This window comes from Streptomyces sp. NPDC002125, assembly GCF_053593715.1.
Genome location: NZ_JBSFDD010000001.1, coordinates 324,165 through 342,934, shown reverse-complemented (window position 1 = coordinate 342,934; position 18,770 = coordinate 324,165). Strand labels below are relative to the sequence as shown.

Annotated in this window: 19 protein-coding genes and 1 riboswitch; of the genes, 14 read left to right on the top strand and 5 right to left on the bottom strand. The window is 70.8% G+C overall.

Annotated elements, in window-relative coordinates; translation table 11 throughout:
- Window positions 1-14: 14 nt before the first annotated feature.
- Window positions 15-392, bottom strand: a complete 378-nt coding sequence (gene gcvH, locus ACWCQM_RS01525; RefSeq protein WP_450913359.1) for a glycine cleavage system protein GcvH — start codon at window positions 390-392, stop codon at window positions 15-17.
- A gap of 90 nt (window positions 393-482) precedes the next feature.
- Complete coding sequence (gcvT, locus tag ACWCQM_RS01520) at window positions 483-1,610, bottom strand: glycine cleavage system aminomethyltransferase GcvT (RefSeq protein WP_450913358.1); 1,128 nt, start codon at window positions 1,608-1,610, stop codon at window positions 483-485.
- Between the two features lie 167 nt (window positions 1,611-1,777).
- A riboswitch (glycine riboswitch) is annotated at window positions 1,778-1,875 on the bottom strand.
- 172 nt (window positions 1,876-2,047) lie between these two features.
- Here gcvT and ACWCQM_RS01515 point away from each other — a divergent pair.
- The 11 genes from ACWCQM_RS01515 to ACWCQM_RS01465 all read left to right on the top strand — a co-directional run bounded on the left by ACWCQM_RS01515 (window position 2,048) and on the right by ACWCQM_RS01465 (window position 14,053).
- Complete coding sequence (locus ACWCQM_RS01515) at window positions 2,048-2,737, top strand: AAA family ATPase (protein WP_450913357.1); 690 nt, start codon at window positions 2,048-2,050, stop codon at window positions 2,735-2,737.
- Window positions 2,738-2,954: 217 nt separating this feature from the next.
- Window positions 2,955-3,731, top strand: a complete 777-nt coding sequence (locus ACWCQM_RS01510; protein WP_450913356.1) for an enhanced serine sensitivity protein SseB — start codon at window positions 2,955-2,957, stop codon at window positions 3,729-3,731.
- A gap of 237 nt (window positions 3,732-3,968) precedes the next feature.
- Window positions 3,969-4,721 carry an enhanced serine sensitivity protein SseB C-terminal domain-containing protein gene (locus ACWCQM_RS01505; RefSeq protein ID WP_450913355.1) on the top strand — a complete coding sequence of 251 codons (753 nt, stop codon included), beginning with the start codon at window positions 3,969-3,971 and terminating at the stop codon, window positions 4,719-4,721.
- Between the two features lie 430 nt (window positions 4,722-5,151).
- Window positions 5,152-6,144 (top strand): ABC transporter permease, encoded by a 993-nt coding sequence (locus ACWCQM_RS01500; RefSeq protein ID WP_267079834.1) that lies wholly within the window; start codon window positions 5,152-5,154, stop codon window positions 6,142-6,144.
- A gap of 48 nt (window positions 6,145-6,192) precedes the next feature.
- Complete coding sequence (locus tag ACWCQM_RS01495) at window positions 6,193-7,953, top strand: ABC transporter substrate-binding protein (RefSeq protein ID WP_450913354.1); 1,761 nt, start codon at window positions 6,193-6,195, stop codon at window positions 7,951-7,953.
- A 90-nt stretch (window positions 7,954-8,043) separates the two neighbouring features.
- Window positions 8,044-9,033, top strand: coding sequence for an ABC transporter permease (locus ACWCQM_RS01490; protein ID WP_267079836.1), 990 nt, complete (start codon window positions 8,044-8,046; stop codon window positions 9,031-9,033).
- A complete protein-coding gene (locus tag ACWCQM_RS01485) occupies window positions 9,030-10,118 on the top strand; it encodes an ABC transporter ATP-binding protein (RefSeq protein ID WP_450913353.1) in 1,089 nt (362 codons plus the stop codon). Before ACWCQM_RS01490 ends, ACWCQM_RS01485 begins: the two co-directional genes overlap by 4 nt.
- A complete protein-coding gene (locus ACWCQM_RS01480; protein WP_450913352.1) occupies window positions 10,115-11,455 on the top strand; it encodes a dipeptide ABC transporter ATP-binding protein in 1,341 nt (446 codons plus the stop codon). The genes ACWCQM_RS01485 and ACWCQM_RS01480 overlap by 4 nt, the downstream gene beginning before the upstream one ends.
- Window positions 11,456-11,473: 18 nt before the next feature.
- A complete protein-coding gene (locus ACWCQM_RS01475) occupies window positions 11,474-12,145 on the top strand; it encodes a trimeric intracellular cation channel family protein (protein ID WP_450913351.1) in 672 nt (223 codons plus the stop codon).
- A gap of 51 nt (window positions 12,146-12,196) precedes the next feature.
- Entirely contained in the window at window positions 12,197-13,060 is an 864-nt protein-coding gene (locus ACWCQM_RS01470; RefSeq protein WP_450913350.1) for a thioesterase family protein, read from the top strand.
- Window positions 13,061-13,081: 21 nt separating this feature from the next.
- Window positions 13,082-14,053, top strand: a complete 972-nt coding sequence (locus ACWCQM_RS01465; RefSeq protein ID WP_450913349.1) for a helix-turn-helix transcriptional regulator — start codon at window positions 13,082-13,084, stop codon at window positions 14,051-14,053.
- On the opposite strand, the gene ACWCQM_RS01460 is transcribed toward ACWCQM_RS01465, so the two are convergent.
- On the bottom strand, window positions 14,025-14,858 hold the full coding sequence (locus tag ACWCQM_RS01460) for an alpha/beta fold hydrolase (RefSeq protein WP_450913348.1): 834 nt from the start codon (window positions 14,856-14,858) through the stop codon (window positions 14,025-14,027). The genes ACWCQM_RS01465 and ACWCQM_RS01460 overlap by 29 nt on opposite strands.
- A 10-nt stretch (window positions 14,859-14,868) precedes the next feature.
- Window positions 14,869-15,492, bottom strand: a complete 624-nt coding sequence (locus ACWCQM_RS01455) for a TetR family transcriptional regulator (protein WP_450913347.1) — start codon at window positions 15,490-15,492, stop codon at window positions 14,869-14,871.
- A 64-nt stretch (window positions 15,493-15,556) separates the two neighbouring features.
- Between ACWCQM_RS01455 and ACWCQM_RS01450 the strand changes: the two genes are divergently transcribed.
- Entirely contained in the window at window positions 15,557-15,751 is a 195-nt protein-coding gene (locus ACWCQM_RS01450) for a hypothetical protein (RefSeq protein ID WP_450913641.1), read from the top strand.
- Between the two features lie 111 nt (window positions 15,752-15,862).
- Window positions 15,863-16,144, top strand: a complete 282-nt coding sequence (locus ACWCQM_RS01445) for a DUF4190 domain-containing protein (RefSeq protein ID WP_267079844.1) — start codon at window positions 15,863-15,865, stop codon at window positions 16,142-16,144.
- A gap of 27 nt (window positions 16,145-16,171) precedes the next feature.
- Here ACWCQM_RS01445 and ACWCQM_RS01440 read toward each other — a convergent pair whose 3' ends face one another.
- Window positions 16,172-16,765, bottom strand: coding sequence for a TetR/AcrR family transcriptional regulator (locus ACWCQM_RS01440; protein WP_450913346.1), 594 nt, complete (start codon window positions 16,763-16,765; stop codon window positions 16,172-16,174).
- A 164-nt stretch (window positions 16,766-16,929) separates the two neighbouring features.
- Between ACWCQM_RS01440 and ACWCQM_RS01435 the strand changes: the two genes are divergently transcribed.
- Window positions 16,930-18,687, top strand: a complete 1,758-nt coding sequence (locus tag ACWCQM_RS01435) for a protein kinase domain-containing protein (protein ID WP_450913345.1) — start codon at window positions 16,930-16,932, stop codon at window positions 18,685-18,687.
- Window positions 18,688-18,770: the final 83 nt, after the last annotated feature.

Below are 18,770 nucleotides of genomic sequence, written 5' to 3'. Positions count from 1 at the left end.
TGGTCCCTTGGGTCTCAGTTGCCGGAGAACGCGGTGTACTCGTCCACGGAGAGAAGGTCCTGCGGCTCCTCCGTGACGCGCACCTTGAACAGCCAGCCGCCCTCGAAGGGGGCGGAGTTCACCAGCGACGGGTCGTCCACGACGTCCTGGTTCGCCGCGGTCACCTCGCCGGTCACCGGCGAGTACAGGTCGCTGACCGACTTGGTCGACTCCAGCTCGCCGCAGGTCTCGCCCGCGGTCACCGTGTCGCCGACCTCAGGGAGCTGGGCGAAGACGACGTCACCGAGCGCGTTGGCCGCGAACTCGGTGATCCCGACCGTCGCCACACCGTCCTCGGCGGCCGACAGCCACTCGTGCTCCTTGCTGTACCGCAGCTGCTGGGGGTTGCTCATGACCTGAATTCTCCTGTACGCGGGGGAGTGCTGATGAACGGTGGTCTTACGGTGTGAGACACGACTGCGTCACGTGTGCGGCGGTCCGTGTCACTTACGGCGCTTGTAGAAGGGCAGTGCCACGACCTCGTACGGCTCGTGCGTGCCCCGGATGTCCACCCCGACACCCTCGGTGCCGGGCGCGGCGTGCGCCGCGTCCACGTACGCCATGGCGATCGGCTTGCCCAGGGTGGGGGACGGCGCGCCCGAGGTGACCTCGCCGACGACCTCGCCGCCGACGACGACCGGGTAGCCGGCCCGCGGCACCCGGCGGCCCTCGGCGACCAGGCCGACGAGCTTGCGGGGCGGGGCGGTCTCCGCGCGCTCCGCGGCGGCGGCCAGCGCCTCACGCCCCACGAAGTCGCCCTCCTTCTCGAACTTCACGACCCTGCCCAGGCCCGCGTCGAACGGCGTCAGCGCGGTGGTCAGCTCGTGCCCGTACAGCGGCATGCCCGCCTCCAGGCGGAGCGTGTCCCGGCAGGAGAGCCCGCAGGGGATCAGGCCGTAGGGCGCGCCGGCCTCGGTGAGGGCCTTCCACAGCTGCTCGGCGTGGGCGGGAGCCACGAAGAGCTCGAAGCCGTCCTCGCCGGTGTAGCCGGTACGGGCGATGAGCGCGGGCACACCGGCGACCGTGCCGGGGAGGCCCGCGTAGTACTTCAGTCCGTCCAGGTCGGCGTCGGTGACCGACTTCAGTACGGCGGGGGAGTCGGGGCCCTGGACGGCGATCAGCGCGTACGCGTCGCGGTCGTCCCGCACCACGGCGTCGAAGCCCCCGGCGCGCTCGGTGAGGGTGTCCAGGACGAGCTGGGCGTTGCCCGCGTTGGCGACCACCATGTACTCGGTGCCGGCCAGGCGGTAGACGATCAGGTCGTCCAGGATCCCGCCGTCCTCCGCGACGATCATCGTGTAGCGGGCCCGGCCCTCGCCGACGGTGGCGATGTTGCCCACCAGCGCGTAGCTCAGGAAGGCCGCGGCCTGCGGTCCGGTGACGGTGATCTCACCCATGTGCGACAGGTCGAAGAGTCCGGCCCGGGTGCGTACGGCGTTGTGCTCGTCGCGCTCGCTGGCGTACCGCAGGGGCATGTCCCAGCCTGCGAAATCGGTCATGGTGGCGCCCAGGGAGCGATGCAGGGCATCGAGGGCGGTCTGACGGGGGGCGGCGCTCGGGGCAGTGCTCATGGACATGGCTCCAGGGCATGACGACAGGGGGTGGTTCCCTCCCCATCTGTCATCGGAACCTGAGAGGTTCGCCGAGAGCCCCTGAAGGGGTCCTGGAGGGGGCATCCCCTTCAGGGTCGGCTTGCACCTTGGGTGGGGCCGCGAGGCGGCCCGCTTTTCAGATCTGCCTCATCCACGCGGTACGGGGCCTGAGAGATTCAAGGGAGGAACTTGCTCCTTCGGCGCCCGGCGCACACGGTGACCGGGACTCTCCCGCGCGGATTCAAACGGCCGGTATGCAGTTGGCGGGGTCATCATCGCACGCATTGGGGGAGAGTGGGGCGTCCCGGTCGGGACCCGCCCCCACGGCGACGCCTGCGGCCGGAACCGCTTGTGCCGCATTACCCTTTCTTTACACTTCTTGGGCAGGTCAGTGGGTGACTCGGCAGGGGGAGGCGATGACGTTGCAGCGCTACGCGACGAGCGCGGGGGCCGCACACGGTGCGATGCCCCAGCAGGCGGGCGCGCCGGCCCGGGAGGCGCTCGGCGGGCAGGCACCGGTGGTGCGTGATCTCCGGGGCACGGCCGGAGAGGGCGCGCGCAGCCTCGACTTCGCTCCGGGCGACGTGGTCGTGGTCTCCGGGCTGCCGGGCAGCGGGAAGTCCACGCTGATCCGGCGGGCGGTCCAGGAGCACGCGATCGACTCCCAGGACACCCGGGACCGCTGGGCCGCCGCTCTGCCCGGCTTACTCCCGTACGCCCTCTACCGCCCGCTGGTGCGCGCCGCGCACTACGCCGGGCTCCGGCGGGCCCTGCGCTCGGGCGCGTCCGTCGTCGTCCACGACTGCGGCACGCAGGCCTGGGTGCGGCGCTGGCTGGCGCGCGAGGCCGGGCGCCGCGGCGCCACGCTGCACCTCGTCCTCCTCGACGTCACGCCCGAGGCGGCCAGGCAGGGGCAGCGGGAGCGCGGACGGGGTGTCTCCGGTTACGCCTTCGCCCGGCACCGCCGCGCGGTGGGCCGGCTGCTGCGCGAGACCGAGAGCGGTCTGCTGCCGCCCGGGTGCGCCTCGGCGGTACTGATCGACCGCGAGACGGCCGGCGCCATCACCCGTATCTCGTTCCCGGACGCGCGGCCGGGGCAGGAGTAGTACGGAGAACCGAAGAGCGCCCGTCCGGGGACCCGGAAGGGCGGGTTCCGAGGCGTCACCGTTCGCATACGCACAGTTCGCGACGGCCCGGCCGGCTGTCCGGAATCTGGACGGTACGGCCGAGCGGCGTGGGCCCCCGCCTGCGGCGCTGCCCCACGGCCGCGAGCCGGTCTAAGGTTTCTGCCGCACAGCATGGCGAGAAAGGGACACAGACACCGTGGACATTCCGGCCCAGGCACAGGCCCCGACGCATCCGTCGCACGGATGGCCGGCCAACGAGCTCGAAGAAGTGCTCACCGCCTCGCTCGGCGTCCCCGGGGCGGGCGGACGGCTGGTCGAGGTCCTCGGCCGCAGCCGGATCTGGGTGCCCCTGCCCAACGGCGGCGGCCCCGACAGCCCTGACCTCGATCTGCCGGCGATCGAGCTGGAGGGCGGCGCGTACGTCCCCGTGTTCAGCTCCGAGGGCCAGTTCCTCCAGTGCGTCGGCTCCCATGTCTCCTTCACCGTCGCGCCCGCACGCGAGTTCGCCCGCGGACTGCCCCCGCAGCTCGGCATGGCCGTCAACCCGGGCGGCGCCGTCGGCGTCCCCCTGCCCCCGCCCGCCGTCGCCGAGCTCTGCCGGGCCGGACGCACCCCGCTGGACGGCCCCGCGAGCGGCGGCCGGGTGCGGCTGTACGAGCCGGACTGGAAGGAGGACCCCGTCGACTTCCTCTCCGCCGTCGCCGCCGAGTTCCAGGCCACGGGCGTGGTGAGCACCGCCCGCAGGACGCTGGCCAGCATCGAGGGCGACAGCCCCGTCCTCTTCGTCGGCGTCGAGTTCGCCACCTGGGACGGCGCGGGGCAGAGCGCCCCGATGGAGGCGCTGGGCCGTGCGCTGGGCCGCGTCCAGGTGCCCTGGCCGGTCAATCTCGTCCTGCTGGACGTGGCACAGGACCCGGTCGGCGACTGGATGCTGGAAAAGGTACGCCCGTTCTACCGGCGCGAGGGTCACTGACAGCGGGAGTGCCCGCCGCCCCGTGGCGTCAAGACGGTGTCAGGGGCGGCGCATAAGCTGGTTGGATGACGAGGCCGCCCCCGTGTGCCCGGGAGCGGAACGGCAGCACCGCGAAGCACGCGTCAACAGCGGATCGAATGAGGGGCGGGACCCAGGGTGAGTGCGTCAGGCACGGGGGCGGCCGGCGGGGTGTCCCCCGCTCGGGCGGGGGCGGGAGCCGGGGGACAGGTCGAGCACATGCTGCGCCAGGTGGCCCCCGGACGCCTCGACGCGTACGAGGCGCTGCTGCGCTCCCTGGCGGACGGCCAGGTCTGGATGCTGCTCTGGCACGGCACGGCGGGTTCCCCCGACGCCCAGTACGGCAACATGGAGGTCGACGGCCTGGGTTACGCCCCGTGCGTGACCTCCCCGCAGGAGCTCTCGGCGAGCGGCTGGAACAGGGCGCACGAGGTGACCACCGGCCGCGACATCGCCCGCGCCCTCTTCCCCGACCGCTGGGGCATCTGGCTCAACCCGCACGCCCCCGGCGGCGGCGTCGGCATCCCCTGGCTGGACCTGCGGCGCATCGCCACCGGCCTCGACCGGATGCCCGCGGGCCCGCTGCGGCTCACCGAACCCGCCATCGAGATCCCGCAGTTCTACGCCCTGCTGTCGCAGAACGCCCACCGCACGCCCGCCGTCCGCGCGCTGCGCCGCGCCTGGGTGCAGCCCGCGCTCGGTGTCCCGTATCTCGCGATCGGGCTCGACCTCTACGACACCGGACGCCCGTCCGTCGACGCGGTCCGCGCGATGATGCAGCAGTCGATCGGCGTGGTCCCCGACGGGCTCCCCGTCTCCACGGTCTCGATGTCCGACGAGTACGACCCGGTCGCGATGTGGCTGCAGGCCAACTCCCGGCCCTTCTACGACCGCGAGGCGCACGCCCCGGCCCCCGCCGCCCAGGGCTACGGCTACCCGCCCGCCACCGGCCCCGCTCCGTACGCCTACTGACCGGCCGTCCGCCGTCCTCGGCGGGGTCCGGGACCGCCGCCGGACCTGTGCCGGACGTGTGGGGAAAGCGTGCCGATCGGCTGCCGACGGCCCCGGCCGGACAGCCAATTGGTCACTTGATCAACGCTGTTGGGCGTCATGTCCGTTATCGCGGAATAGTGACCGAGAGGTCCGCTCAGTGAGCACGGCTGTCCGGATAACGGAAGCCCCTTGGCAGCATCACGTTTGAGCAAACATTCACCGCCAGGTCTGGCGGGTGATCGCAAAGTGGTTGAAGACTCCACACAGCAGGTGGTCCATGCCCGGCACACCCCTCTTTCAAACAGGGTCTGTTCGGCTGCACATCACCACATGTGTCACATTTCGTAAGAGCCGCTACCGCGGCGGTCACAGGCCGGCCATCCGCCGGCCGAGAGGGGTCTCCAGCGCAATGACGGCACCGATCGAGACCACCGGGGCGGACGCGCGGCCCGAAACGGTGCTGGAAGGCGCCGGGCGCAAGGAGATCGAGGGCCGCTCGCTCGGCCGGATCGCCTGGACCCGCTTCAAGCGGGACAAGGCCGCGATGGCCGGTGGCATCGTTGTCGTGCTGCTGATCCTGACCGCCATCCTGTCCAAGCCGCTCCAGTCGCTGCTCGGGCTCGACCCCAACGCGTTCAACCAGAGCCTCGTCGACCCCGTCATGCTGGCCCCCAAGGGCGCCCTGGGCGGGATGAGCTGGGACCACCCGCTCGGTGTCGAACCGCAGACCGGACGCGACATCCTGGCGCGCATCCTCGAAGGCTCCTGGGTCTCCCTCGTCGTCGCCGTCGGCTCCACGCTGCTCTCGGTCGTCATCGGCGTCGTCATGGGTGTCGTGGCCGGGTTCTACGGCGGCTGGGTCGACAGCTTCATCAGCCGTCTGATGGACACCTTCCTTGCGTTCCCGCTGCTGCTCTTCGCGATCTCCATCTCCGCCTCCCTGCAGGGCAACGCCTTCGGGCTGGAAGGGCTCACGCTGCGGATCGCGGTCCTCATCTTCGTGATCGGCTTCTTCAGCTGGCCCTACATCGGCCGCATCGTCCGCGCCCAGACCCTGTCGTTGCGTGAGCGCGAGTTCGTCGAGGCCGCCAGGTCGCTCGGCGCCCGCGGCCCGTTCATCCTGTTCCGCGAGCTGCTGCCGAACCTGATCGCGCCGATCCTCGTCTACTCGACGCTTCTGATCCCCACGAACATCCTCTTCGAGGCCTCCCTGTCGTTCCTCGGCGTCGGCATCGCGCCGCCGCAGGCGTCCTGGGGCGGCATGCTCACCCAGGCGGTCGACCTCTACGAGGTGGACCCGATGTTCATGGTCATCCCCGGCATGGCGATCTTCATCACCGTGCTGGCCTTCAATCTGCTGGGGGACGGGCTGCGTGACGCACTCGACCCTCGTGGCAAGTAATCGCGGCAGGCAGTGCCGCACCGGACTAGCGAGGGGGCTTTCCTCAGCATGCAGAACAGAAAGACAGCGGCTGCCATAGCCATGGCCGTAGCGGTTTCGCTCGGCGCATCGGCGTGCAGCGGCAGTGACTCGGACAACGAGGGCAGTGGCGGCGGGGGCAACGCCAAGGCCGACGCGGCTCTGTCGAGCATCGTCAACGCGACCGACAAGAAGGGGGGGACGGTCACGTACGAGCACTCCAGTGGCCCGGACTCCCTCGACCCGGGCAACACGTACTACGGCTGGGTGCAGAACTTCTCCCGCCTGTACGCCCGTTCCCTGGTGACCTTCAAGCCGGCCGCCGGCAAGGAGAGCCTGGAGATCGTCCCGGACCTCGCCACCAGCCTCGGCAAGGCCAGTGACGACGCCAAGACCTGGACGTACACGCTCCGCGAGGGCGTGAAGTTCGAGGACGGCACGGAGATCACCTCGAAGGACGTCAAGTACGCCGTCGAGCGCTCCAACTTCGCGCCGGAGGCCCTGTCCAACGGTCCGACGTACTTCAAGGCCTACCTCGACGGCGGCGACACGTACAAGGGTCCCTACAAGGACAAGTCCCCCGAGGGCCTCAAGTCCATCGAGACCCCGGACGACCACACGATCGTCTTCAAGCTGAACAAGCCGTTCGCGGACATGGACTACCTCGCCGCCTTCTCGCAGACCGCCCCGGTCCCGCAGAAGGCCGACACGGGTGCCAGCTACGTCCAGAAGATGGTCTCCTCGGGCCCGTACAAGTTCTCGGCGTATGACGAGAGCAAGGGCGCGACCCTGGTCCGCAACCCGGAGTGGGACCCGAAGACGGACCCGATCCGCAAGGCGCTGCCGGACAAGATCGAGCTCAAGCTCAACGTCAACCCCACCACGGTCGACGACCACCTGCTCAACGACGTCACCACCGCGGACGTCGCGGGCACGGGTCTGCAGTCCAAGACCCAGCCCAAGGTCCTGGTGAAGGCCGCCGAGAAGGCGAAGACGGACAACCCGTACGCCGGCGTCCTGCAGTACCTGGCGCTGAACGTCAACGTGAAGCCGTTCGACAACGTCGAGTGCCGCAAGGCCGTCCAGTACGCCGTGGACAAGCAGAGCCTCATCGACTCCATCGGTGGCTCCGTCAAGGGCGACCCGGCCACCACGGTCATCCCGCCGACCGTCGCCGGCTACAAGAAGTTCGACCTGTACCCGACCGAGGGCAACAAGGGCGACGCCGCCAAGGCGAAGGAGCACCTGACCGCGTGCGGTCAGCCCAAGGGCTTCAAGACCACGCTGACGGCCCGTTCGGACCGTCCTGACGAGATCACCGCCGCCACGCAGCTCCAGGGCAGCCTGAAGGCGATCGGCATCACCGCCGAGATCAAGCAGTTCCCGTCGGACAAGTACTTCACCGACTTCGCCGGTGTTCCCGAGTGGGTCCACAAGAACAACGCGGGCATGATGATGATGCAGTGGGGCGCCGACTGGCCGACCGGCTTCGGCTTCCTCGACCAGATCGTCAACGGCTCCGCCATCAAGCCCTCCGGTGGCACGAACCTGATGGAGCTCAACGACAAGGGCGTCAACGAGGCCCTCGTCAAGGGCATCGGCACGGTGGACACCACCGCGCGTAACGCCGCGTGGGGCGAGGTCGACCAGAAGGTCATGGAGAACGCCTCCCTGGTCCCGCTCGTCTACCGCAAGAACCTGCTCTACCGCCCGGACTCCGCGGCGAACGTCACGGTCACGGACGCCTACCTCGGCATGTACGACTACGTGCTGATGACGTCCACCAAGTAACACCTGTTCATCGACAGCATCCCCTGAAAGGCAGGTGAAGGCGCCGGGCCGGCGGGCGTACCCCGTCCGCCCGCCCGGCGCCGCACGGCTGTGGCTGCGTACATCATCCGACGCGTATTCGCCGCGGTGTTGCTGCTGCTGGTGGTCAGCGCAGTCACGTTCGCGATCTTCTTCCTGGTGCCCCGCCTCGGTGGGCAGACCCTCGACTCGATGGCCGCCCAGTACGTCGGGAAGAGCCCCGACCCCGACGTCATCGCCGCGGTCAAGAAGAACCTGGGGCTCGACCAGCCCCTGTACCTCCAGTACTGGAACTTCATCAAGGGCATCGTCGTCGGCGCCGACTACCAGTTCGGCCCCGACCCGGTCACCTGCAACGCCCCCTGCTTCGGCTACTCCTTCAAGACCCACACCGAGATCTGGCCCCAGCTCGTCGACCGTGTTCCGGTCACGCTGTCGCTGGCCGTCGGTGCCGCGGTCATCTGGGTCGTCTCCGGTGTCGCGATCGGTGTCGTCTCCGCCCTGAAGCGGGGCTCGTTCTTCGACCGCCTCTCCATGGGTGTCGCTCTCGCCGGCGTCTCGCTGCCGATGTTCTTCACCGGTCTCGTCGTGCTCGCGCTGTTCGGCAACGGGGAGTACGTGCCCTTCGCCGACAACCCGGTCGAATGGGCGGGCAGCCTGGTCCTCCCCTGGTGCACGCTCGCCCTCCTGTACTCCGCGCTCTACGCCCGGCTCACCCGGGCCGGGATGCTGGAGACGATGGGCGAGGACTACATCAGAACCGCACGGGCCAAGGGCCTCAAGGAACGCAAGGTGGTCGTGAAGCACGGGCTGCGCTCGGCGCTCACCCCGCTCGTCACGATCTTCGGCATGGACTTCGCGCTGCTGCTCGGCGGCGCCGTCATCACCGAACGGGTCTTCTCCTTCCAGGGGCTGGGTGCCTTCGCCATCCAGGGCGTGACCACCGCCGACCTGCCCAAGGTGATGGGCGTGACCCTGGTCGCCGCCTTCTTCATCGTCATCTGCAACCTGCTGGTGGACCTCGTGTACGCCGCGATCGACCCCCGGGTGAGGCTCTCATGAGCGACGCAATCAAGAAGGACTCCCCGGCGGCGGACACCGTTCCCGCCCCGAGGTCCGGCGACGGCCACGAGTTCCTCTCCGTACGGAACCTCAGCGTCCACTTCGACACCGACGACGGCCTGGTCAAGTCCGTCGACGGCGTCAGCTTCGACCTGAAGGCCGGCCAGACCCTCGGCATCGTCGGCGAGTCCGGCTCCGGCAAGTCCGTGACCTCGCTGGGGATCATGGGCCTGCACACCTCGGAGCGGGCCCGGATCGGCGGTGAGATCTGGCTCGACGGCGAGGAGCTCATCGGCGCCGGCCCCGAGCGCGTACGGGAGCTGCGCGGCCAGAAGATGGCCATGATCTTCCAGGACCCGCTGTCGGCCCTGCACCCCTACTACAGCATCGGCGCGCAGATCGTCGAGGCCCACCGGGTCCACAACAAGGTCGACAAGAAGGCCGCGAAGAAGCGCGCGATCGAGATGCTCGACCGCGTCGGCATCCCCGAGCCGCACCGCCGTTACGAGGACTACCCGCACCAGTTCTCCGGCGGTATGCGCCAGCGCGCGATGATCGCGATGGCCCTGGTCAACAACCCGCAGCTGCTCATCGCGGACGAGCCGACGACCGCCCTCGACGTCACCGTCCAGGCGCAGATCCTCGACCTGATCCGCGATCTGCAGAAGGAGTTCGGCTCAGCGGTTGTCATGATCACCCACGACCTCGGTGTGGTCGCCGAGATCGCGGACCACTTGCTCGTGATGTACGCGGGACGCTGCATCGAGCGCGGCAGCGCCGAGAAGGTGTTCTACGAGCCCCAGCACCCCTACACCTGGGGCCTGCTCGGCTCGATGCCGCGCATCGACCGGGAGCAGACCGAGCGGCTCATCCCGGTCAAGGGCTCGCCGCCCAGCCTCATCAACGTCCCGTCCGGCTGCGCCTTCCACCCGCGCTGCCCGTACGCCGACGTCCCGCCGGACAACATCACCCGCACCGAGCGTCCTGAGCTGCAGCTGGTCAGCGACGGGCACTACTCCGCGTGCCACATGTCGCGCGAGCAGCGTGACCGGATCTGGACCGAAGAGATTGCGCCGAAGCTGTGACTGATCTGAACAAGAAGACTCCCGCGTCCGCGGCCGGGTCGGACGGGTCCGGGTCCGAGCCGCTCCTCAAGGTCGAAGGCCTGGTCAAGCACTTCCCGATCACCAAGGGCGTGCTGAAGCGCAAGGTCGGCGCGGTCCAGGCCGTGGACGGGCTCACCTTCGACGTGCGCCCCGGGGAGACCCTGGGCGTCGTCGGCGAGTCCGGCTGCGGCAAGTCGACCATGGGACGGCTGGTGACCCGGCTGCTGGAACCGACCGGCGGCAAGGTCGAGTTCCAGGGCCGCGACATCACGCACATGTCGGCGGGGCGGCTGCGGCCGATGCGCCGCGACATCCAGATGATCTTCCAGGACCCGTACGGCTCGCTGAACCCTCGCCACACGGTCGGCGGGATCGTCGGGACCCCCTTCCGGCTCCAGGGCGTCAAGCCCGAGGACGGCGTGAAGGCCGAGGTCCAGCGGCTGCTGGAGCTGGTCGGGCTCAACCCCGAGCACTACAACCGCTATCCGCACGAGTTCTCCGGCGGTCAGCGCCAGCGCATCGGCATCGCCCGCGCGCTCGCCCTGAAGCCGAAGCTGGTCGTCGCGGACGAGCCGGTCTCGGCGCTGGACGTGTCGATCCAGGCCCAGGTCGTGAACCTGCTGGACGACCTCCAGCAGGAGCTCGGCCTCACGTACATGATCATCGCGCACGACCTGTCGGTCATCCGCCATGTCTCGGACCGGATCGCGGTCATGTACCTCGGCAAGATCGTCGAGCTCGCGGACCGCAACTCGCTGTACGAGGCGCCTATGCACCCGTACACCAAGGCGCTGATGTCCGCGGTGCCGGTGCCGGACCCGCGCCGGCGTGGTGCCAAGAGCGAGCGCATTCTGCTCAAGGGCGATGTGCCGTCGCCGATCTCGCCGCCCAGCGGCTGCCGGTTCCACACCCGGTGCTGGAAGGCCACGCAGATCTGCGCGACGACCGAGCCGCCGCTGCTCCAGCTGAAGACCGGGCACCAGGTGGCGTGCCACCACCCGGAGAACGGCGAGGACCAGGCCCCGGGGGACGCTCCGCTGGTCGCGGACGTGATCACGGTGAAGTCGGCGGAGCCGGCCGCGGCGAAGCCGGAGGCGGAGAAGACCGTCGCGGCCGAGCCGGTCGCGGAGAAGACCGTCGCGGCCGAGCCGGTCGCGGAGGAGCCCGTCGCGTCCGGTAAGACGGAGGAGGCGGCCGAGCCCGCGTCCGACGAGGCGGCCGAGCCCGCTTCGGACGACGCCGAGCCCGCTTCGGACGACGCCGCCGAGGAGTCCGCCGCACCGTCCACCGGTACCAAGGCGGAGCCCAAGGAGTAGGACCGGCACAATTGCCCGGTGCTCAACGAACTCTTCACCCCCTCCGTCCAGCATGCGCTCGACATCGTCGGAATCTTCGTCTTCGCGATCTCGGGTGCCCTGCTCGCCGTACGCAAGAACTTCGATGTCTTCGGCATCGCGGTCCTGGCCGAGGTGACAGCGCTGGGCGGAGGGATTTTCCGTGACGTGATGATCGGCGCGATCCCCCCGGCCGCCTTCACCGATCTCGGCTACTTCACGACGCCGCTGCTCGCCGCGGGGCTGGTCTTCTTCCTGCACCCGCACGTCGAGCGGATCCAGGTCGGCGTCAACGTCTTCGACGCGGCGGGGCTGGGGCTCTTCTGCGTATCCGGCACGGTCAAGGCGTACGACTACGGCCTCGGCCTCACCGCGTCCGCCGCCCTCGGGCTCGCCACCGCCGTCGGCGGCGGTGTGCTGCGCGACGTGCTCGCCAACGAGGTGCCGTCACTACTGCGCTGGGACCGCGACCTGTACGCCGTGCCCGCGATCGTGGGCGCCACCATGGTGGTGCTCTGCATCCGCTTCGACGCCCTCAACGCCTACACCAGCGGCACCGCCGTCATCACCGCCTTCGTTCTGCGGCTGCTGTCCATGCGCTTCCACTGGCGGGCGCCCCGCGCCTACAACAGGCGCTCGGCCACGGCCGAGGAGACCCCGGCCGTCATCTGACCGCAACACAAAGCTACCGCTCAGTAATACGATCGGTGTACCGTGCATGCCATGGCACAGGCAGCAGCGCAGGAGTCGCGCACACAGGCGACCATCGGTGACAGCGAATTCGACCGCGACACCGCGGTCACCCTCCGGGAGGATGGCGTCTACGACGCGGAGCTCTCCGCGGGCTGGACGATCATCCACGCGGTCAACGGCGGATACCTCCTGGCCATGCTCGGCCGCGCGCTCGGCGAGGCACTCCCGCACTCCGACCCCTTCTCGGTCTCCGCGCACTACCTCACGGCGTCCGTGCCCGGCCCCGCCGTGATCCGTACGCAGGTCGTCCGCACCGGCCGCACGCTCTCCACCGGCGAGGCGTCGCTCTTCCAGTACGCCGAGGACGGCAGCGAGATCGAGCGCATCCGGGTGCTGGCCACCTACGGCGACCTCGACGGCCTGAGCGAGGAGATCCGCACCTCGGCCGAGCCGCCCGCCATGCCGCCCCTGGAGCAGTGCCTCGGAGCGAGCGACGGCACCGCCCCGATCCCCGGCAGCTCCGCCATCACCGAGCGGCTCGACATCAAGCTCGACCCGGCGACGGTCGGCTGGGCCATCGGCGCACCCTCGGGCAAGGGGGAGATGCGGGGCTGGTTCGGTCTCGCGGACGGCCGCGACGCCGACCCGCTCTCGCTGCTGCTCACCGTGGACGCGCTGCCGCCCACCTCCTTCGAGCTCGGGCTGAAGGGCTGGACGCCCACCATCGAGCTCACCGCCCACATCCGCTGCCGCCCCGCTCCCGGGCCGCTGCGCGTCTCCATCACCACCCGCAACCTCGCCGGCGGCTTCCTGGAGGAGGACGCGGACGTCTGGGACAGCGCGGGCCGCCTCGTCGCCCAGTCCCGTCAGCTGGCCCGCGCGCCCCGGGGCTGAGCCCCGCGCCATGATGGTGCGGTGAAGTCGGACCGGTTGCTCTCCATCCTGCTGCTGCTCCAGACCCGCGGCCTGGTGTCCGCCGGTGAGCTCGCCGAGCGCCTCGAAGTCTCCGTACGCACCATCTACCGGGACGTCGAGGCGCTCTCGGCCTCCGGGGTGCCCGTGTACGCGGAGCGGGGGCGCAACGGGGGGATCGCGCTGCTTCCGGGCTTCCGTACGGATGTCACCGGGCTCACCGCCGACGAGGCGCGTGCCCTGTTCGTCCTGGCCGCGCAGGGCGCCCACGCGGCGCTCGGGCTCGACGCCGCGCTCGGCTCCGCCCTGCGCAAGGTGATGGCAGCGCTCCCGGCGCCGCACAGGCCGGCCGCCGAGCAGACCAGCCGCCGCATCCTGGTGGACCCGGTCCGCTGGATGAGCGGCCCGCGCACCGCCGTCGACGTGGGCGAGCTCCACGACGCGGTCTTCGCCGACCGCAGACTGCTGCTCCACTACCGGCACAGCGGCACGGACTCCCCGCGCGTCTACACCGTCGACCCGTACGGCCTCGTGGTGAAGGCCGGGGTCTGGTACCTGATCGCCGACCTCGACGGCGCGCCCCGGCTCTTCCGCGCGGACCGGGTGAAGCACGCCGCGCTCACGGAGGAGCCCGTGGTGCGCAGGGAGGGCGTGGAGCCCGCGGGCATGTGGGAGGAACTGCGCAGGCAGGTCGAGGAGCGGCCGGGGGCCGTGCGGCTGCGGGTGCGGGTACACCGCTCCAGGGCGGACCTCTTCGTACGTCTCCACACGGCGGTGCTGGCCGGGCCGCCCGAGCCGGAAGCGGAGTCCGCGGGGGAGTGGCTGCGCGCCGAACTCGCCGTGCCCGAGCTCGGGTGGGCGCGTTCCCTGCTCTCCTTCGGTGCGCACCTCGAAGTGCTCTCGCCCTCCGAGGCGCGCCGCGTCCTCGCCGAAGCGGCGGCCTCCGTCACGGAGCTGTACGCAGAAAGCGGGTGAGGGCCGCCGTCAGCTCGGCCGGGGCGTCCTCCTGCACGAGGTGCCCGGCCCCCTCGATCAGTCTCAGCTCCGCCCCCGGGATCAGCCCGGCCAGCTCATGGCCGCGGGCCACCGGGATCCAGGTGTCGTCCGTCCCCCAGCAGATCAGCACGGGCAGGTCCAGCTCCCCGTAGCGGTGCTGGATCTCGTCCGTGAACCGCATGTCGTTCTGGGCGATCTGGCGGTAGAAGGCGGGCTGCCCCGACGCGGTGCACCAGGGCGCGACGAGCCGGTCCAGCACGGCGGGGCTCAGCCCGCGGTGGCTCGCCGAGCTCACGTACTCGGCCACCAGTGCCCGGTGCAGGGCGGGCGGCAGTTGTTCGAATACCTCGACCCTGCCGCCCAGCAGCCGGTAGGCGGGCGAACCCCACGGGGCCAGCGCCACCGGGTCGACGAGAGCCAGCCGCCGGTAGCGGGCGCCGTGCAGCAGACGGGCGCGCAGGGCGACGCAGCCGCCGAAGTCGTGGGCGGCCACGGCGGGTTCCGCCAGCTCCCAGTGGTCGAGGAGCTCGGTGAGCACCCAGGCCTGGGCGCGCAGGGTCACGTCCTGGCCGGCGTACTGCGCGGAGGCGCCGTAACCCGGCAGGTCCCACACGTACACCCGGTGGTCCTGGGCCAGGGCCCTGGCGACCCCGCGCCAGACGTACGAGGAGAAGGGCGTGCCGTGCACCAGGACGACGGGCGGAGCCTGCTCGGGGCCGAGCGCGGCCCAGCGCACCTCGCCGGAGGAACTGGTGAAGGTCCGGTCCAGGGTCCAGTCGCTCATGGGACCGACCCTACGGCTTGTCCAGCCAGTGGGCCCGGCCCACCGTGACGAGGCGCAGCCTGCGCCGCGCCTCCCGGACGACCTCCCGCTCGCCCTCCGGCCCCGCGTCCAGCAGCGCCGACGCCGTGAGCACCATGTGGTCGACGTAGAGCCCGCCCAGCATCAGCAGGTCCTCGGGCTCCCAGCCCGCCGACTCCGGCTCGGCGCCGAGGACGTGCGCGACCTCCTCGGCGAAGCCGCGCAGCTGGGCGGCGATGGCCTCGCGTACGCGCGTGACACCGCCGTGCTGCTCGCGGGCGATGAAGCGGAAGTGGGCGGGCTGCGCCGTCACATGACGGGCTATCAGGCCCACGCTCCGGTCGAGGCGCTCCTCGCTGTCCCCCGTGTCGGCGAGGATCGCGCCGATCATGCCGTGCAGGCTGCCGAGGGTCTCCTCGACGAGCGCGACGCCCAGCGCCGCCGTGTCGTCGAAGTGGCGGTAGAAGGCGGTCGGGGCCACACCCACGGCGCGCGTCACCTCGCGCAGGCCCAGGCTGCTCAGGCTCTGGTGCTCCAGCAGCCGGAGCGCCGCGTCGAGCAGCGCCTGACGCGTCTTCAGCTTCTGTGCCTGGCGGATGCCGATGGTGTGACTCATGCCATTCAGTAAACAACCGTTCTCCGAGTCTTGGAAGGGCGCAGGGGTTTAGACTCATCAGTCAGTGAACAGTCGTACTCTCAAGCTCGCAGAAAGGCCGGACATGTTCGTCCTCGTCGCCGCACTGCTCCTGCTGGGGGTGGTCCTCGGGGCGGTCGCGCACCTTCCGCTGCCCGTGGCCCTGACCGCCGCGGCCGTGATCGGTCTCTGGCTGGCGGTCTTCGGTGTCCGTGAACACCTCGCCCGTCGCACCCGCTGACGAACCCGTCACTTGCTGACGAACTCGTCGCACCGTGACGAACCCGTCACCCGCTGACGAACCCGTCACCCGCTGACGAACCCGTCGCCCTCTGACGAAGGAGCCCGCACCATGACACTCACCGCCGCACGCACCACCACTCCCGCCCGGACGGCCACGCGTGAGGCCGACGGGCTGGCCGTCGCCTCCTTCGTGCTGGGGCTGCTCGGCCTGCTGGTGATGAACATCCTGCTCGGGCCCGTTGCCATCGTCATGGCGCTCCTGGCGCTCGCCCGCTCCACCGCCCGCCGGGGCCGCGCCCTGCTCGGACTGGGACTCGGCATCGCCGACCTGGTCGTCCTCGCCGTCCTGGTCACGGGGAACGGAACCGTCTCCTGGAGCCTGACCGGCTGACCGGGGCGTCCTCATGCGCGTACCGGCCTATGCGCGGACCGACCGCCAGATCTGTTCCGGCAGGAGGCGCGCGGCCTCGTCGAGGTCGATGTCGTCGATGCCCGACAGCGTGCGCCGCGCGACGGCGACGACCGGGCCGAGCACGAGGGACTCGATCAGCGGGAGGGGGAGCGGGGCCAGCTCCCCGGAGTCCACGCGGAGCTGTATCCAGCCACCCAGCTCCGAGACCCTGGCCTCCTGCGCGTCGCGGAGTTCCCTGCCCCGCGCCATGCCCTTGCGGTCGGAGAGCGGGGAGTGCAGGAGGAGCGCGGGGCCGCTGTGTTCCCGTACGAAGGCCAGATACGCCTCCACGACGGCGGCGATGCCCTCCTCGGCCGTGCCGGAGTCCCCGAGCGCCTTGGCCAGTTCGCCCAGCAGCCGGTCCAGCCAGCGGTGGCTGAGGGCGGCGATGAGGCCGTCGATGCTGCCGAAGTGGTGGTAGAGGCTGCCCAGGCTCACGCCACTGGCCTCCACGACGGCGCTGACGGTGAGGCCCTGCTCGCCCGACGCGACGAACACACGCAGGGCGGCGTCCAGGAGCAGGTCCGAAGTGACCTCGCCGCGATGCTGCTTGGGGCTCATCCGGTGACCGTCCCTGGGTTCGTGAGGCGGGGTTCCTCCGCGGTGAACTTCTGGAGGCAGTGAACTTCTAGAGCAGTTTTCTAGAAAGTGCCTCCACGGCCAGTATCCACTGGTCAGACTTCGCCTCGTACGTAAATCGTGTGTCACGGGGAGACGGTGCGGGCGTGTCAGATCTGGCGGGCAGCGGAGCCAAGCCACTGGAAGCGGATGATCCACGGCAGATCGGTGGGATTCCGCTGGCGGGCCGGCTGGGCTCCGGCGGAATGGGGCGGGTGTTCCTCGGGGTCCACGAGGGGCGGTACGTCGCCGTCAAGCAGGTGCTGCCCTCGATCGCGGGTGAGGACCAGGACTTCGTACGCCGCTTCGGGCACGAGCTGGACAACCTCTCCCGCCTGCCCGCCGCGGCCACCGCGCCCCTGCTGGCCAGTGACCGCGACGCCCGGCCGCCGTGGCTGGCGACGGCGTACGTGCCCGGGCTCACGCTGAGCAAGGCCCTGGAGCTGCACGGGGGTCCGCTGCCCGCGAAGACCCTGTGGCTGCTCCTGCGCGAGGCCGCAGCGGGGCTGGTTCCCGTGCACGAACTGGGCATGGTGCACAGGGACCTCAAGCCGTCCAACGTCATGCTGACGGTCGAGGGGGCCACGGTCATCGACTTCGGCGTGGCCCGGGCGACCGAACAGAGCCAGCTGACCCGGAGCGGCATGGTGATCGGCACGCCCGCCTACATGGCTCCCGAACAGGCCACGACGAGGCGGGACCTGAGCGGTGCCGCCGATGTGTTCGCCCTCGGCTCGGTCCTCGCGTACGCGGCCAGCGGCACACCGCCCTTCGGCGACGAGTCCGGCCCCGCGGTGCTCTACCGCATCGTGCACGAGGAGCCCGACCTGGCGGCGCTGCGGGAGCTGGACCCCACCCTCGCCGATGTCGTCGCGGCCTGCCTCGACAAGGACGCCGGGGCCCGGCCAACGGCTGCGGAGCTGGTGCGTCGCGCGGAGGAGCACGGGCCGTTCACGGCCCCCCTGTGGCCGGACTCCATCAGCGGCGACCTCGCGGCGAAGGCCGCCTTCGCCGCGCACGTCCAGGAGATCGAACTGCCGGGGCCCGAGTCGGTGGAGACGCTCCGCCTGGGGCGGAAGGCCGGCCCCAGGACCCCGGAACGCCTGCGGCGCAGGCGGGGCTTCCTCGCCGTCATCCCCGTCGTCGTGACGGTGGGCGGAGCGACGCTCGCCGTCCAGTTCCTGCCCCATGTCTCCGCTCCGGACGACCGTTCGGCCTCCGCGGGCCCTTCCGTCTCCGTGACCGCCCCGGCGGTGCCCACGGCGTCCTCGGCGAGCCCGTCCCGCTCCGCCTCACCGGGGAAGTCGCCGACGGACAAGAAGAATGACGACGACAAGGCGGGGGAGAAGCAGGAGGACGGGACTCCTTCTCCCGCTCCGGGGGCCGGTGACACGGGTGGCGGCCCCCAGGACGGCTCCGGCGGGTCCGGCTCCTCGGGCGGCACCTCCGACAGCTCCTCGGGGGGCTCCAGCGCCTCCGGAGGCTCCGGCTCCGGCTCCGGGGGGACCGTGCCCTCCGGAAACCACCGCTATCGCAACGGCGGGAACGACAGGTGCCTCATCGCCCCGTACAACGGCTACCCGATGACCGGCGACTGCGACGTGCCGGGTTCCGTCTGGGGCGTCCGGGCCGTGTCCGGCGGAGCCTTCCAGCTCGTCCACGAGTCGGGCAGGACGTGCCTCAGCGCGGGCGCCGGAGGGATTCTGCTGCTCTCGTGCGAGGAGGAGGCGTCACGCCTCTGGCGCGCGGGGTCGGGCGGCACCTTCGTGAGCGTCGGTACGGGCGGCTGCCTCGGAGCGGGCAACGGCGGACTCGCGGCGAGCAACTGCTCGGGCGCGGCGTCCCAGCGCTGGACGGCCGTCTGAGCGCCGCCGGGGCTCTCGGAGGTGCCGGGCGGCCGTGCCGGTCGGCCTTTTGAGCGCGGCCGTACGCGGCGGGGCGGGCGGTG

Coding starts and splice junctions, on each gene's coding strand:
- ACWCQM_RS01455 (WP_450913347.1), bottom strand. CDS start 15,492: ATGAGTCACACCATCGGCATCCGCCAGGCACAGAAGCTGAAGACGCGT.
- ACWCQM_RS01460 (WP_450913348.1), bottom strand. CDS start 14,858: ATGAGCGACTGGACCCTGGACCGGACCTTCACCAGTTCCTCCGGCGAG.
- ACWCQM_RS01485 (WP_450913353.1), top strand. CDS start 9,030: ATGAGCGACGCAATCAAGAAGGACTCCCCGGCGGCGGACACCGTTCCC.
- ACWCQM_RS01440 (WP_450913346.1), bottom strand. CDS start 16,765: ATGAGCCCCAAGCAGCATCGCGGCGAGGTCACTTCGGACCTGCTCCTG.
- ACWCQM_RS01500 (WP_267079834.1), top strand. CDS start 5,152: ATGACGGCACCGATCGAGACCACCGGGGCGGACGCGCGGCCCGAAACG.
- gcvH (WP_450913359.1), bottom strand. CDS start 392: ATGAGCAACCCCCAGCAGCTGCGGTACAGCAAGGAGCACGAGTGGCTG.
- ACWCQM_RS01515 (WP_450913357.1), top strand. CDS start 2,048: ATGACGTTGCAGCGCTACGCGACGAGCGCGGGGGCCGCACACGGTGCG.
- ACWCQM_RS01445 (WP_267079844.1), top strand. CDS start 15,863: ATGACACTCACCGCCGCACGCACCACCACTCCCGCCCGGACGGCCACG.
- ACWCQM_RS01470 (WP_450913350.1), top strand. CDS start 12,197: ATGGCACAGGCAGCAGCGCAGGAGTCGCGCACACAGGCGACCATCGGT.
- gcvT (WP_450913358.1), bottom strand. CDS start 1,610: ATGAGCACTGCCCCGAGCGCCGCCCCCCGTCAGACCGCCCTCGATGCC.
- ACWCQM_RS01505 (WP_450913355.1), top strand. CDS start 3,969: ATGCTGCGCCAGGTGGCCCCCGGACGCCTCGACGCGTACGAGGCGCTG.
- ACWCQM_RS01495 (WP_450913354.1), top strand. CDS start 6,193: ATGCAGAACAGAAAGACAGCGGCTGCCATAGCCATGGCCGTAGCGGTT.